Origin of the sequence: Aeoliella straminimaris (genome assembly GCF_024054565.1) — a bacterium.
Lineage (GTDB): Bacteria > Planctomycetota > Planctomycetia > Pirellulales > Lacipirellulaceae > Aeoliella > Aeoliella straminimaris.
Genome location: NZ_JAMXLR010000078.1, coordinates 1 through 15,375 on the forward strand (window position 1 = coordinate 1; position 15,375 = coordinate 15,375).

A 15,375-nucleotide genomic window follows, 5' to 3' on the forward strand; every position below is an offset into this window, starting at 1 on the left:
GTTCGGGGACTGGCGTCCAGCGGACGATGTAGCTCATGGCTCCATCGCCAGCCACTCCATAGATCATACCGTCGTCATCAATCGTGAATGCCGTTGAGCCCACGAGTTCGGGCTCCACGCCTTCTAGATACATGTGGAGATTCACAGCGTTCTGGGCCGTGCCATACCAGGCGTAGGCAAAGGATCCAGGAGAAAATGATTCGGGGATCACGACGCCAACTTGAACATCTCCAGCGGCATCAAACGCGGTAGACCAATCATTACCTGCGGGATGCAAATCAACCACACTCTCCGCCGTACCACGCCACAGGAGTGCATGGATGCCTGGATTCGAGAGATCACCTCCCAGCTTCACTCCATCGCCTACCTGAATCTCGCCGGAAGCGCCGTAAGCAAACGAACTGAAGAAACCATCGGGATGAAGATCCACGTAACTCGATGCCGTGCCGTGCCACAGCATGGCGTGTGGGGTGCCCGTTGGAGAATCGGGAACTCCAAAACCGACCTGGGTGGTGCCAGATATCGCAGAGGCCTGGGATTCGATGTACCCCGCGGGATTCAGCTTCACGACACTTTCCGCTGTACCATTCCAAAGCAGTGCCTGGTTTCTAAAGTTATTCAACGGCCCACCGAAGCCCACTTGGTAATCGCCCGAAACGCCGGTTGCGATGGAAACCTCGAACTCGGCGGGATGCAGATCGACCACACTCTCCGCCGTTCCATTCCACAACAATGCTCGTGCAGGCTTGATCACCTCCATCGATGGCTCCCGCCCAAAGCCCACTTGGTACGCTCCCGAAATGCTCTGAGCAACGGATGATTCGAACCCGTTGGGGTGCAGATCGACCACGTTGTCAGCCGAACCGATCCACAGCAGCGCATGTTGCTCACCATCGGTCGTGGGTCCGATTCCCCAACCAGCCAGACTTCCTCCAGAAGCACTCGAGGCCGTGGCGGTGTCGTAGCCTACTAGCTCCAGTAGCTCTGCCCTGTACTTGGATGCATTGGCCGCATCCAGGCAGCTTAACGTGACCAAAAGGGTAATCACCGTAGCAGCGGCGTAATGCATTCGCATCGTTTTCTCCAGTTCAGAAGGCAGACTTAGTTAAGAGTGAGGCACATAGCATCTCCGAAAACGCAGCGCACTCTGCAACTGCATCAACGTGGGAGCACTTCGAGAGAGGGTCGACGAGTCGGGATTGACAAACACAATCGACGACAGATTCAACTAAGAGGAATCTTGAAGACCCGTGTTATTAGGGCCACTGCCCTCGATGTCCAACAACTCCCCGGCCTCGTGAAGCAAGACGCACCATTCGATCCAGTCGGGCACCGGCACGGATGCCGCACCTCCAGGCTCTGGGGTGGCGGTCGCCATCAAAGTCGTCGCTCGCTCGTAGCACTTGCTGGCTTGGATAGGATTTCCGAGTTGGTGGTGGCACATCGCGAGTACCATCCAATTGAGGCCTTTCTCGGCAGCCCGCTCTCCTCCCCAATCGCCGGCATTCGACATCTGGAGATCAGCCATGGCATCGGTGTACTGCGCGTCGCGATAGCGGGCCAGGCCCACCACATGGAAGACCCAAGGGGACTTATCGCCCGCCAATCGCTCCTCCGCCAACTGCACTAATCGGCTAGGTACAACATAGTTACTGGGGCGGAGGCAAGCCGTACGGGCGGCGACGAAACCCTCGTAGCTGCCAGGGGGGCCAGCAACCTTGGCTGCCACCTCTTCGCAAAGCCGCTGGTAACTCTGTTCGTCGCCAGTGAGCAACAAGACGCCCGCGTACTCGATGAGCGCGGCGTCGTTGAGGGAACGAGCCTCAAACCCACGTGCGTAGTGGGAGGCTGCTTGATCCCACCGGCTCCGCTCGGCAAGGTGTTGCGCCCGCCCAATCCACAGAGTCGTCTCGTCCGGGTGCGCAGCGGTCAGTCGGTCAAACACCTCAGGCCAACTGGCGATCCTGCGGCAAGCGTTTTTTCGATCTGAAGCCCAGTCGTCGCTATCTGGAGCCCGCTTGAGCACGAGCGTCCAGTCGGCCGCCGCCAGATCCCACTGTCCAGCTTCGGCCCAATCGACGGCTCGGTTCCAATACATGGCGGACAGACCAGAGTTGGTCGAGTGCGTCTGAGAGTGATCTGGTCCCATCACAAACGCCTGCCTGTCCGCAGCCTTCCGATACAACCGGATCGCCTCTTCAAGGTCGCCCCGCCGATAATGTGCATGCGCCAAACTGGACATTGTGAACAGAGTATCGGGGTGACTAGGGGATAGCACACGCGTCTGCGTTTCGAGCGTGTTCTGCAGTAGCGATACGGCTTCGTCGTGTCGTCCCTGCTCGCTATACAGTCGAGCTAAATTGCTTGCCGCCATTAACACGGTCGGGTCTTCCGAGCCCAATTCAATCGTGCCTTTCATTACCACGGCGCCGTATAGTGACTCCGCCGCGTCGGTGCGATCTTGTTTGTTGTACGCTCCCGCCAAGTTGTTCATCGTCTTTAATGTGTCCAGGTGGAATGGCCCCAACACTCGTGTTTTGATCTCGAGCACCTCTTCATAGAGAGGAATGGACTTCGCCGACTTGTCTTGATACTGGTAGAGCATGGCGAGATTGTGCATCGCATTGAGCGTATCGTGGTCCTCGGGGCCGAGATGCTCTGTGTAGATGTCGACGACCAGCGGCAGGTGCTTCTCGGCTGCTGGGTAGAGGCCAAGGCTCATGTATACTCGTCCCAACACGCCGTGTAAGGAGGCGGCCACAATTTCGTCTTTGATCTCTCCTTGGGAAAGACGCTCGGACGTTGCGTCGAGGATGGAACTCAGCAAGCTGATGTCCGCACCTTGGGCCTCGTCGGGGTCCATGCTCGCGAACATTTGCGTAATCAAGTTGTTTACTTCAGTTGCGCGCGTTAACGCACGTTCGGCGATCTTTTGCTGCTCAACCGCATGCTGCTCGTTTACCTGCGCCTGCGCTCTCGCTTCTGCTTCCCGCTGTGCTGCATAAGCGGCTCGGCGTGATTCGCTATCCGCACGATTGCGTTCGTGAATCGCCCACACCATTCCCGCCGTGGTGCCAATCAGTGCCGCCACCAATGCCGCCGTCACGGCCGCCGCCGCGATCACCTGCACCTTGTTCCTCTTGATGAACTTGGCCAGCCGATACCGCGCGAGCGGTGGACCCGCGACCACCGGCTCGTCTTTGAGATATCGCTCGACATCCATGGCCAGTCCGTTGGCCGTCTCGTACCTTCGAGAACGGTCCTTATCGAGCGCCTTCATCACAACCCAGTCGAGCTCGCCGCGAATCATCGCGCCCAGTCGCGTGGCCTCGGTCTTACGATTGTCGGCGATCGTGGCAAGCGACGCGCTCGTGCTCGCACGCGTGCTCGGTCGCGGTGGGTCTTCTTCGCGGATGATCCGCAGCAGTTCGTCAAAGGCCGCACTGCGGAGCCGCTGGCGGTCGAAAGGCACTTCGCCCGCCAGCAGCTCGTAAAGCAGCACTCCCAAGGAATAAATGTCGGTTCGCGTGTCGACGTCCCACTGGTTGAGCTTGGCCTGCTCGGGACTCATGTACTCGAACGTGCCGAGGACCTGTCCAAACTCGGTGAACATCGTCTTCTCGGTCAGCCGATGGTCGGTTGCTTTGGCAACACCAAAGTCAATCACTTTCGGAACCGGCCGATCGTCGTAATCGGCCACCAGCACGTTGGACGGCTTGATGTCGCGGTGGATGATTCCCTTCTGATGGGCGTGCTGTATTGCCTGGCATACGGGGATGAACAGCTTCAGTCGTTGGCGGGGCGTCAAGTGATGCTCGTCACAATATCGGGTGATCGGCACTCCTCTTACCAGTTCCATCACGAAATAGGGTCGACCAGTCTCCGTAACCCCTGCATCGAGCACCTTGGCGATGTTGGGATGATCCATCATCGCCAGCGCCTGACGCTCGGCCTCGAAGCGGGCGATCACCTGCCGGGTGTCCATGCCGGGCTTGATAATCTTCAGCGCCACCCGCCGCTCGATCGGCTCGGTCTGCTCGGCCATGTACACCACGCCCATGCCGCCTTCGCCAATCTGCTGCAGCAGCTTGTAAGGGCCGATCGTATCGCCGGGCCGCTCGGTAACGGGTTGGTCGACGGTGCCGGTCGCTTCGGGATCTAAGAAATTACCAACCCGCGAGGCATGACGCAGAAGTTCATCGACTTCCTCACGAAGCTTGATGTTCGCGCCGCATTGCACGTTCAGAAATGCCGCACGCTCATCGTCGCCCCGGACTTCCAGCGCATCAAGAAAGATACTCTGAGCATCGTATTTGAGTTCGGCCATCGGTACGGTTCTCCTACTGTCGCTGTCTGCTATACAATGCGACGCGACGACGCCGAAGTCCGCCAATAAAATTGAAAAGTTTTTCTAACTACCTCCCGGTCCATCATCCGTAGCGAACTTCTCCATTTCGCGGTGCAGCCAGGTCCGCGCGTATGTCCATTTTCGTTCGGCCGTGCGTTTGGGTATCCCCAGCGCCTCGGCCGATTGATCCATCGAGAGGCCTGCGAAGAACCGCAGTTTTACGATGGCAGCCGCTTCCGGATTGTTGGCCTCGAGCTTGCCGAGAGCCTCGTCCATCAACAGCAACTGCGCGTTGGAGAACGACTCGGGCGAAGCCAATTGATCCAGCGAGACTTGTTGCCCGCGAATGGCATCCCGCCGAGAGCGTTTTCGCGCCCTCTCTATCAGTATCCGCCGCATGGCTTCGGCCGCGGCGGCGAAGAAGTGCCCCCGCGATTCCCAGTGTTGGGCCGTTTCGACGTTCACTAACCGAACGTAGGCGTCGTGGACCAGCGCCGTTGCTTGCATAGTTGGGCTCGACTTTTCGCCATTTAGCTTGGCGGCGGCCAGTTTCCGCAACTCGTCGTAAACCAACGGCAGTAGTTGGTCGCCGGCAGTTGGGTCTCCCTGCTCAATCTGCGACAGGATTTGAGTGACGTCGGCCATGGGACTGAGTATAGCAGAAGTCGACCTGAGTGCTCACGCGGGCAGAACACCAGTCCAGTTCTTGCGGAGGTCGCACCACCGCCCGCACTTTGCGGCAACGCTAAGCGTGGCGGGTGTATCGCTCGCCAGCTCAAAGAAGAACTCCTTCGGCGCGTCGATAGCCGGCGCCCAAGCAGTGACACGCCCACCAATTCGAGCATCTCCCAACTCCCAGCGGTGCAGCTCACCCCGCCCGTTTCGAGAGTGCAGAAAAACATCGAAAATTCACACTCTGACCGCGAATGTGTGGTACTCGGGCAAGCGGTGACAGAATAATGGGTGCCGATTGGGGACTGCCGCGCTACAATGCGCGAAGAGCCGTATAGCTGTCGCATGAGCATTTGACTCGGGCAGCTTGCAGCGACGCAAACGATCGATCCAAGTCCGAATCTGCTTCCCAAAAGGAGCTTCTGATGCGTTTGTTGGAACGAGCTGCCATCGTGCTCGCGGTGGTGCCACTGTTTGCGACCATGCAATCGTGTAGCAATATGATGGGACCGCCGAGCGGCACCTACAAGGTCGATACGGTACGGTTCGTCCCTTCCAACCCCAAAACGGCTGCTACGGATCCGGCGCCGAGCATCTGGATCAACACCAATACGGAGTTGAGCTCCCTATCCGGAGGGACGCTCCAGAGCAAACTACCCTATGGGTTGGCGTTCGACTACACGGACAACGACGAGAGTTTTCAGAATGCTGAGTTCACGAGTTTGAAGGTGATCTATGACGATGGCTCCGTCGAAGCGGCTACGACGAAACTGAAACTGCCGCTGCGTACTGCTGCCAGGCAGATTGAATCGGTGAACAGCGTCACTGGTGGTCGGATTGTGAAAAGCAACGTCTGGGTTATCTCCGGAGAAATCCCCGACGTTGTGACACGTCCTAAACCACTGACGCTGCAGATGGAAGGGCATTTCACCAAGCACGATGGGAGCAAGGTCCCGTTTGCGATCGATGAACATTTCGACGTCGAAATAGAAAACTCCACCCAGAGCGCTGTAGAGGTCTTGCAGGACAAATGAGCCCGCGGGATAGAGGTCCGCAAACGGCGCCGGCCAGTTCGTCCGACGCCGGTTTCGTCGCCCCTGCGCTGCAGATCTGCAGTGGATCCGTCGGTGACCAGCTTGCAGCGCAAAGCAAAGCGGGGCGACGAAACCTTTGAAAGGTTCCGCGCGCCCCGCTGCGCCTCTTCGTATTGGTAGTGGTCGGAGCCCTAGACGTGCACGGCTTCCAACTCTTCATGCGGAGCGACCACGGCCGACTCGACACCTTCCTTCACGCGATAGCCGTGCGGTGCGTCAGGGTCGACGACGAACGTCTTGGTATAGACGAACTGCTCCTTCTCCTGGCCTACGAACTTGCCGGCCAGGCGGAAGGTGCGGGCCATCGCCTGTTTGGCGTGGGCCGCAAGGCCTTCGACCTCGATACTCTGGCAAGCCTTGCCGAAACGGGTTCGCATCAGGTGGTTGGCCGTGTGCACGTTGATGCGACGCTTGGCACGCGGATTCTTGTGCTCGGTCGACAGCGAGACGTTCAGACCTTCAAGGTTGCGCACTCGGTGCGGGGCAAGTTGCGGCCAGGTGATAAGTTGCCCCGGCTGGGCGTCGAACACCAGGGCGTAGCGATCGAAGCTGGTGTCGTAGGGCACGTCCTCGGACCACTCGCCACTGCACACCTTTTCGAGCACCTGGCTCGATGCGAATCGCTTGTCGAAGTGCGGGTAGACCCACACTCGTTTGGTGCCACGAATGTGCCACAGCATGTTGACTGGCATGTCGACGTGGTAGGGCACCCAGGCGGTGGGCGAGCTGATCAGCAGGTTGGCGGTCCGCTGCTGGGCCCGAAAGCCGGGCTTGTTCGCCTCGATCTCGTCGTACACCTCGTTGAACACGCGGGCGTAGTCGGGGTTGTTGGCCAGCATCTTGCGACAGTTGATCCAGAGCTGTCCTTCGCGAACCAGTTGCAGCAGTTCGCGACCACTCACGCCGTTGCGTTCGCCCTCGCGCCAGTCGAACACATTAGGGTCGACGCCCATGGTGTTGATGCTGAGGTCGTCGGCGGGATGCGTGTCGATGATGTCGGCCAGGGCATCGTCGGTAAACAGGCCAGTAGCAGCCAGGTTGTGGCGGGCGACGAGTACGCCCTCTTCCACAGTATCGAAATCTTGTTGCGTCCAGTTATCGAGGAGCGATTGAGTCATTATCGGTACCAATGAAGTGTACGAAGAGGGCGAAGAGGAACTTGGCAATCTGACATTGCAAGTGGCGGACCAATGCCAGATTTACACCCAATGGGGGCCAACAACCGCTACAGGCGCTAGTACCGGACCCGTTGACGGGTCACGCAGCAACATGCATGTGGCAGCAACGCAACGAGCTACTGCGGTTCGAACGGCGCGACTAGCCGCACTTCGCCTGGCGGCTGGCTGCCGGCGGGAATAGTAGAAGCGGCCGGCTCAGGCTCCAGAGTCACGAGAATACTGTGGACTGAGTCCACCTGCTGTGGCACTGTGAAGGCTTGGGCAACATCGCCGCGCTGATCGACTTCAAGCAACCCAATTGGAATGCAGGCCCCCACCCCGTCGACCACCCAGGCTTGTAGTACCCCGCTGCTTTCGGTTGCTGGCAGGTCGAAGGCAAACAAGTGTACCTGGCGCGCCCGATAGTCCCAGACAACGGCACCTTGCTTATGGGGCTGGCTGGCCGAGCGGGTGGCCGTGGCCAGCCGCACCTGCTCGGCGTCAAACGACTGCTGAATCTGGGCCATTCGTTCCTGATAGAGCTGTTCGCGTTCCGCCTGGGAGAGCACCAGCGGCTGGGGCGGAACCGTGAACTGGGAACCCATCACAAACGCGATGGCTGCAGCCGCCGCGTAGGCGAGGACGTACTTCCAACGCGAGCGAGACTTCGCAGCAGGAGGCACGCTGTCCTCCCTCGGCACAGTGGCTACCTCGGCGACGCGATGCCGTGCGTCGTCTTGGACGCGCTGCATGAGTGCATCTTTCAGCTCTGCCGGTGGTTCAAGATGCTGTGTCGCGGTTGGGTCGGTAAATGGTATGATGGCTGCTGCTTCGCCCAGTTCGTCCAGCATCGCTTCGCAGTGATAACAACCAGCCGCCAGGTGCTCGTCGACCACGGCTGCTTCCGCTTCGGTCAGCAACCCGAGTGAATATTCGGGGAGCAGTTCTTGAATCTGGGTGCAGTTCATTGCTTGGGCCCTCCCGCAGGATCTCGGCGGAGGATGCCTCGCAGCTTATTGAGTCCTAAACGTATATGCGACTTGACGGTACCTAATGGAAGTTTGGTTTTCTCAGCAATCTGCTGGTGCGTAAGTCCATCGAAATAGGCGAGGTGCAGTGTTTCGCGTTGCGGCGGGCTCAGGCTGTCGAGTGCCTGATGCAACAGTTCGCCATCCTCAGTATGTATCGCCTGCTGTGCCGGTTGGCTGGCAGCCTGGCCATCCGCCAGGCCGGCTCGCCCGTGGATGGCGGTAAGTTGCTCGTGCTCGGCACGGCGTTTCTCCTTGCGCAGCAGGTCGATCGCACGACTACGGACTAGCATCACTAGATAGCTACGCGGCGTGCCGCGATTTGGATCAAACCTTTCACCACGTTGCCAGATTTCCCAAAATACATCGAGCAGTATGCCCTGGGCATCGCTGGCATTCTTCAGAATTCGCAGGCAGATCGGGTAGAGCGTGCCAGAATAGCGGTCGTACAGTGCTTCCAAGGCCGCGGCGTCGCCCTGCGCAATCGCCACCATCAACTGCTCGTCGCCAAGCGGCTCGTCGTCGGAGGGCAAATTGGGCGGTGGCACATTCATGAAGGGAGTACGTCGACGCGCGAGGCGACCTGATCAAATGCCGAGAACTGCGCGTTCGGTTTGCTGGCCTGGTAGCGGATCCCCTTGAACACCATATGTCATCCAACTACCAGCGTGAGGTCCCTCGGCTTGGCGTTCGAGATAAAAATGGAACACCGACAAACCGTGCTCATGATCCATGGTGGTAACCGTCACCGTGGCCCACGGCTCACGTACGACGGCTTGACCCACGATCGCACTGCGGCGTTCCACCAAAGGTCGGTAAGTGGGATTGACGAGCATGCCAGCAAAGCGCTCGATCGGACCGGTCGCCGCCTTGTTGGCTGGCGCGGCCAAAGCGTACACCTGACGCAGGGCATCGGGGTTGGTTTGGCATTCGGCCAGGGCTGCCACTTGCGTGCAGACAACCTCTCTTGGGTCGAGAAGGTCCGTGGCGCTCACCTGCCCGTCTGGTGTGGCAAAATCTGCCTGCTCGACAAGGGGGCGCGGATGATGGTGCCTCCACAAAGCTCCGGCGTTAAAGGCCCCGCTGGCCAGCACCAATAAAACCGCCAGGGCTAGAAATCTGCGAACCATATCTGCCGCGAGGGAGTGCCGTTTCAGTAAATCGCGATTCAACTAGTCCATTAGATTCGCTCGCGATGCCCATCGCAAGAAACAGTTTGGCCGGATTAAACAAATCCAACATTTTCTGGTCAAGCACTCATCCAAGGCGGCCGGAGGCTCGTAGCTCCTGGTGAAGTGCACCGAAACCGTTGTTGCGGTTTCCATCGCATTCGTTTTAGCCACCTCCGGAGCAACATTCAATGAACAAATCCATTTTGGCAGTCGCATGCCTGGTCGCAGCAGGCATTGCGGGACAGGTACGCGCCGAACGACTCGTAGCCCTCACCAACCTGGTTAGCGGAGGTCAGGGGCTACGAAGCTTCGACAGCAGCAGCCCCGATGTTTTCTCGGAGATGAGTATCACCGGTGTTGCCGACGACGAGGAGCTTCAGGCGATCGACTTTCGTCCTCTAACCGGTCAACTGTACGCGCTTAGCGATATGGACGCCATTTATACGATCTCGGCAACGGGTGTTGCGACGAAGGTGGGCAGCGGGTTCATGAACCCCGACAACGGCAATCAACTCAACGGCGGAAACTTCGGGTTTGACTTTAATCCGCAAATTGACAAGATCCGCATCGTGAGCGACGCCAACCAGAATTTCGTAGCCCATCCCGACACCGGCGACGCCAACATCGCGATGACGACTCCCGTGGCGTTTGCTGCCGGTGACGCAAACGAGGGGGTCGACCCCAACGTGGTACATCACGCCTACGACGGCAACGTGCTGGGTGCACTTGCCAGTAGCACTCAGTTGCGAGCCATCGACACCCAGCTCGATATGCTGGTCACGCAAGCTAACAATGCTGGCACCCTCCAAACCGTTGGCAGCCTCGGCATCGATGCCAGCGATATTGGTGGGTTCGACGTTGCCACGACCGGCAATGCATTCGCTGCGTTTTCCGACGGCGTCGGAGCAGTGACCTCCACACTGTACTCCATCGACCTGTCGACGGGTGCAGCAACTTCACTTGGTACCATCTCGACCACCGTCTGGGGCCTGGCCGCGGTGCCGGTTCCAGAACCATCGAGTGCTGCCCTGGCGGTGCTAGCGATGCTCGGCGGAATTTGGGGAATCCGCCGACGCTGAGCTCCCCCCAACTCCGCCATCTGATTCGCGGAGACACTGCTGGCGGCCGCCGCGCTGAACGGTGGCCGCCTTTTTCATGCGCACACCACTAGTAATGGCAGCATTGCCAGCCCCCGAGCAGCACTAAACTCAACCCGTTTTAACAATCATTCCGATTAAACCGGTTTGGTTAACTTTAACGGTTGCAGCGACCCGAAGTAGCTAGAGAACCCCTACCGGTCTACCGGTCCGTTGGCATATAGCTTCGGAGAGCTAGCAGTGAAACTGCAATCAACCGCACCAGTCCTAAGCACCTATTTCTTGGCATGTCTTTTCGTGGCGTCGGCGGGCGCCGCGTGCGGCCAGGGTATCGACTACCAGTTTGGTCTGGGTTACGACTCGGGAGACTCGGTCGGCCTGGACGACGGGTTTACCCGGTTCGAAACCTGGTTGCCGTTGATCCAGCCCACGCAGAACAGCATCGTGTTCAGCGACCTGCGCTTCCAGTTGTACAACGATCAATCGGACGCGGTGGGTCTGAATCTCGGCCTTGGCGGGCGATGGTATGACTGGAATTACAACCGCGTGTGGGGTGCCTACGCCTACTATGACTCCCGCGACACGGGACTGACCGACTACCAGCAGTTCACGATCGGTGCAGAGTCGCTCGGACAGTTCTGGGACTTCCGCTTCAACGGCCACGTGCCGTTCGGCAACGATCCCACCACGCTACTGCTGACGGGCAATATCGAAACTGAGTTTCAGGGACATAACCTGTTGCTCTCGAACTTGACCAATCAGAACGCCATGGGCGGCATTCATGGCGAAGTGGCGCGGGTCCTGTACAACGGCGGCAACGCGCAGATTCGCGGAGCCATCGGTGGCTACTGGTTCAACGACACCGACCTCGATCTGACGGCAACCGGCCCTCGCGCCCGACTCGAGTTCCGGGGCGGCGACGAATTCTGGGTGTCGGGTTACGTGCAGCACGACGACCAATTCGATACCACCGCGGGTGTTACCATGCTGTGGCGATGGGGCGTATCGGCCCGTAGCGAGCGCGAGAGTTCGGCGACCAACGTGGCAGCCAGGCTTGGCGACCCCGTGGAGCGCATTCAACATATCGTGCTGGCCGAAACCAGCAGCGACGAAACCATCGTAGCCACCGGCGCCGATGGCACACCCATTACGTTCGCTCACGTGGAGCAAGGTGCAGCCGGCGGCGACGGAACGTTCGAAACACCGTTCGGCACGCTGGTCGAGGCATCGAACCGGCCCGAGAACATCGTATACGTACATGGTGGCGGGGTGTTCAACGGCGAATCGTTCATCACCAGCACCGAAGGCCAGCGCGTACTGGGCGAAGGCATCACCAACACCGTGTTCACGCAGCAAATTGGCAACGTCGTGCTACCAACGGTTAACGGCGGCCCAATGCCCATCGTGCAAAACTCGGTTGGCAACGCCTTCACCCTGGCCGCCGACAACGTCGAGCTGGCTGGGTTCAACATCATCGGCGCCGGCAGCAATGGTGTGTTCTCCACCGGGCAGAGCGGAATTTACGTTCACGAGAATACGATTACCGGTGCAACCAACGCAGGCATCGCGTTCGCCAACATGACTGGTTCCAACACCATCGAAGACAATACGATCACCGGAACCACTGCCGGTGCAGGCGTGGCGATCACGGGCGACTACGAAGGCACCACCACGGGCAACACCATCACTGGTAACGCCGGCGGCGGTATCGCCGCCACTGGCAACGTGACCGGAGATATCACGAACAACACCATCGACGGCAACACGGGCGATGGCGTGAATATCGCGGGCAATCTGGTTGGCAATTTCACGCAAAACTCTGTGTCCAACAATACAGACGATGGTCTGGACGTGGGCGGCGATGTGACGGGCAACGTCACCAGCAATACCGCCTCGGGCAACACCACCAACGGCTTGCTGATCGCGGGACAACTCACCGGCAACGGGTCACTCAACACGGCCTCTGACAACGGCGAGTTTGGCATCAGCATCGGCAGCGGCGGATCCGCTGTGGTGGGCAATGTCGGTGGCAATACCACCAATAACAACGGCTCCGGCGCCAACGGCGGTGGCGGCTTGTTGATCGACGGCACCATGAACGGAACCTTGGCCGGCAACACCGCCACGGGCAACAGCGAAGGCGCAGCAAACGCGGGTGTCGGCATCGAGCTGACCGGGCTGCTCACCGGTAGTGCCACCAGCAACACGGCCACCGGCAACGATGGCACCGGTATCCTGCTGCTTAACGGTACCACTGGCACCGTGACGAGCAACACGGCCAGCACCAATGGCCAAGGCGTCGACGGCGGCAATGGTTTGGAAATCGTCGGCAACGTGGGTGGTTCGGTCACCGGCAACACGGCTGACTCCAACCAGGGCGGCGCGGTGAACGATGGCGACGGCATTCTAGTGACCGGCACGGTCAGTGGCAGCCTTTCGAACAACACCGCGGGCAGCAACGACGGCAGCGGTATCCTCGCTGACACGGTTAGTGGAGACGTCTCCGGCAACACCACCAGCGGCAATGGCGAGTTCGGCCTGTTCGCTCAGTCGACTGGCGGCGACGTCTCCGGCAACACCGCCAGCAGCAACGGCATAGATGGCATCTGGATGAACGGCAACGTGACTGGCGATGTCACCGGCAATGTAGCCAACACCAATGGTCTGTCGGCAGCCAACCTGGGCGGCGATGGCATCCGCATTGTCGGCAACGTCGGCGGCAGCATCTCCGGAAATGCTACCAGCGGCAACAACACCGGCAGCTCGTCCGATGGCAACGGCCTGTACTTGCAGGGCACGCTGGCCGGCGACCTGTCCGGCAACACGGCTAACAACAACGAAGACTTCGGCATTCGGATCGACGGCGCCACGATTGGTGGCGACGTCTCGGGCAACACCACCAACGGCAATGCCAATAGTGGCATCAACGTCTTCAACATCACAGGCGACCTGTCGGGCAACACGGCCGAGCAGAACGGGTCGATCGGTATCGCGGTCAACGGCACCGTGGACAACGTGACTGGTAACACCCTGAACGAGAACGACTTCGCAGGCCTGAACGTCACTGGCAACGTGGCTAGCGACGTGAGCGGCAATACTTCAACCGACAACGGACAGTCGGCCGGCGGCGAGGGTGGTAGCGGTATGATCTTCGGCGGCACGATCGCCGGCGACCTGTCAGGCAACACCACCACGGGCAATCTGGCCGGCACCACCGACGATGGCGATGGCATCTCGCTGGCCGGCAATGTGGGTGGCAACATCTCGAACAACACCGCATCGGACAACGGCGGCAGCGGCATCGAGGGAACCACGCTCACCGGCAACCTGAGCGGCAATACCGCTTCGAACAACGGCGAGTTTGGCCTACACCTCAACAGCGTCGATGGTGAAGTTACGAACAACATCACCAACAACAATGGCTTCGACGGCCTGCTGGTCGACACCACCGTCGGTGGCGACGTCACCGGCAACACGGCCAACACCAACGGTCAGTCGGCCGGTGGCGAAGGTGGCAACGGCCTGTCGTTCGGTGGCACGGTGAGCGGCGACATCCTGAACAACACCGCCTCGGGCAACCTGGCCGGTGCCGTCAGCGATGGCGACGGCATCCGTCTGGCCACCTCGCATACGGGCAACATCAACTTCAATACCTTCTCCAACAACGGTCGGCACGGCCTGTTCGTCGACGGCGACCTGAATGGCAACCTGCTCGGCAATGTCGCCAACACCAACGGTGGCGACGGCATGAACCTGCAAAACGTGATTGCTTCGAACTTCAGCGGCAACGTTGGCATCTCGAACAACACGACCAACGGCAACACCGGTTCGGGTATTTCGATCGACAGCCTCAGTGCGGTCGACCCGTTGCCCTCGTTCACCGCGATGAATGGCAACACCGCCAGCAACAACGGCCTGCACGGCATCTTCGTCGATGGCGACATCGCCGCTCAGGTGACCAACAACCAGACCAACAACAATGGTCAGGGAGCCGCGGGCGGTATCGGATTGTTCGTCGATGGCACCATCAACGGCACCGTGAACAACAATACCGGCTCCTCCAACCGAGCCGGCGCCACGTTCGACGGCGACGGCATTCGCATCACCGGCGACGTGCTGCGGGTGAACGCGGCCTCGGCAATCACGACGACTGTCAACGGCAATACCACCAGCTCCAACGATGGTGTGGGCCTGATAGTCGAGGGTAATATCGATGGCACACTCAACCTCAACAACGCCAGCAACAACGGCACCCGTGGTATCGAAATCGTGGGCAACGTCACCGGACCAGCACCGGCATCCACCTCGGTTGGCAACAACATTACCTCGACCAATGGCACCGATGGCCTGTTCATCGGTGGAGACGTCGTTGGTACGGTTGCAACCAACACGGCCAATGAGAATGGCCTGTCCATTGCGGGTGGACGTGGTATCAACATCACCGGCGGTGTCCAGGGCAACGTCATCGAGAACATCACCGACCTGAACGAAGATGGCATCACCGGCGACGGCGATGGCTTGTACGTCGGTGGCACCGTTACCGGTCTGGTAGCCAACAATGCGGCCGATGAGAACGACGGCAACGGCATGACGTTCAACCTGAACATCAATGGCAGCCTGTCCGGCAACTCCGCCTTCGACAACGTGGTCAACGGCATCGAAGTGCTCGGCACCCTGGGTGGCACCGAAACCAACAATAACGTTGGCGGCAATGGTGCCAACGGGCTGATCATCAACGGAGCGGTCATCATTCCGTAGTCCGCTACGCCAGATCGATTCCAACAAGCTGCTTGCAATCCGGGACACA

General features: G+C 59.5%; 10 protein-coding genes. 3 read left to right on the plus strand and 7 right to left on the minus strand.

Features of this window, described 5'->3' with window-relative positions:
- The 3 genes from NG895_RS23640 to NG895_RS23650 form a co-directional block, all read right to left on the minus strand.
- Positions 1-1,075: hypothetical protein (locus tag NG895_RS23640; RefSeq protein ID WP_252855019.1), on the minus strand; the 1,075-nt coding region annotated here is incomplete at its 3' end.
- A gap of 153 nt (positions 1,076-1,228) precedes the next feature.
- A complete protein-coding gene (locus NG895_RS23645; RefSeq protein WP_252855020.1) occupies positions 1,229-4,327 on the minus strand; it encodes a serine/threonine-protein kinase in 3,099 nt (1,032 codons plus the stop codon).
- Between the two features lie 84 nt (positions 4,328-4,411).
- Positions 4,412-4,993 carry an ECF-type sigma factor gene (locus NG895_RS23650; protein ID WP_252855021.1) on the minus strand — a complete coding sequence of 194 codons (582 nt, stop codon included), beginning with the start codon at positions 4,991-4,993 and terminating at the stop codon, positions 4,412-4,414.
- A gap of 452 nt (positions 4,994-5,445) precedes the next feature.
- Here NG895_RS23650 and NG895_RS23655 point away from each other — a divergent pair, with 452 nt between their 5' ends.
- On the plus strand, positions 5,446-6,054 hold the full coding sequence (locus tag NG895_RS23655; RefSeq protein ID WP_252855022.1) for a hypothetical protein: 609 nt from the start codon (positions 5,446-5,448) through the stop codon (positions 6,052-6,054).
- Positions 6,055-6,245: 191 nt separating this feature from the next.
- Here NG895_RS23655 and NG895_RS23660 read toward each other — a convergent pair whose 3' ends face one another.
- The 4 genes from NG895_RS23660 to NG895_RS23675 form a co-directional block, all read right to left on the minus strand.
- Complete coding sequence (locus tag NG895_RS23660) at positions 6,246-7,232, minus strand: cupin-like domain-containing protein (protein WP_252855023.1); 987 nt, start codon at positions 7,230-7,232, stop codon at positions 6,246-6,248.
- A 176-nt stretch (positions 7,233-7,408) separates the two neighbouring features.
- On the minus strand, positions 7,409-8,239 hold the full coding sequence (locus tag NG895_RS23665) for an anti-sigma factor (protein WP_252855024.1): 831 nt from the start codon (positions 8,237-8,239) through the stop codon (positions 7,409-7,411).
- Entirely contained in the window at positions 8,236-8,853 is a 618-nt protein-coding gene (locus tag NG895_RS23670) for a sigma-70 family RNA polymerase sigma factor (RefSeq protein ID WP_252855025.1), read from the minus strand. The genes NG895_RS23665 and NG895_RS23670 overlap by 4 nt, the downstream gene beginning before the upstream one ends.
- Before the next feature lie 33 nt (positions 8,854-8,886).
- On the minus strand, positions 8,887-9,429 hold the full coding sequence (locus NG895_RS23675) for a DUF4864 domain-containing protein (protein ID WP_252855026.1): 543 nt from the start codon (positions 9,427-9,429) through the stop codon (positions 8,887-8,889).
- A 230-nt stretch (positions 9,430-9,659) separates the two neighbouring features.
- Here NG895_RS23675 and NG895_RS23680 point away from each other — a divergent pair, with 230 nt between their 5' ends.
- Together NG895_RS23680 and NG895_RS23685 are read left to right on the plus strand one after the other, a co-directional pair.
- Positions 9,660-10,550 carry a DUF4394 domain-containing protein gene (locus NG895_RS23680; protein ID WP_252855027.1) on the plus strand — a complete coding sequence of 297 codons (891 nt, stop codon included), beginning with the start codon at positions 9,660-9,662 and terminating at the stop codon, positions 10,548-10,550.
- A 258-nt stretch (positions 10,551-10,808) separates the two neighbouring features.
- Positions 10,809-15,326: a right-handed parallel beta-helix repeat-containing protein gene (locus NG895_RS23685; protein WP_252855028.1), complete on the plus strand. Its 4,518-nt coding sequence runs from the start codon at positions 10,809-10,811 to the stop codon at positions 15,324-15,326.
- Positions 15,327-15,375: the final 49 nt, after the last annotated feature.

Coding starts and splice junctions, on each gene's coding strand:
- NG895_RS23645 (WP_252855020.1), bottom strand. CDS start 4,327: ATGGCCGAACTCAAATACGATGCTCAGAGTATCTTTCTTGATGCGCTG.
- NG895_RS23650 (WP_252855021.1), bottom strand. CDS start 4,993: ATGGCCGACGTCACTCAAATCCTGTCGCAGATTGAGCAGGGAGACCCA.
- NG895_RS23655 (WP_252855022.1), top strand. CDS start 5,446: ATGCGTTTGTTGGAACGAGCTGCCATCGTGCTCGCGGTGGTGCCACTG.
- NG895_RS23660 (WP_252855023.1), bottom strand. CDS start 7,232: ATGACTCAATCGCTCCTCGATAACTGGACGCAACAAGATTTCGATACT.
- NG895_RS23665 (WP_252855024.1), bottom strand. CDS start 8,239: ATGAACTGCACCCAGATTCAAGAACTGCTCCCCGAATATTCACTCGGG.
- NG895_RS23670 (WP_252855025.1), bottom strand. CDS start 8,853: ATGAATGTGCCACCGCCCAATTTGCCCTCCGACGACGAGCCGCTTGGC.
- NG895_RS23675 (WP_252855026.1), bottom strand. CDS start 9,429: ATGGTTCGCAGATTTCTAGCCCTGGCGGTTTTATTGGTGCTGGCCAGC.
- NG895_RS23680 (WP_252855027.1), top strand. CDS start 9,660: ATGAACAAATCCATTTTGGCAGTCGCATGCCTGGTCGCAGCAGGCATT.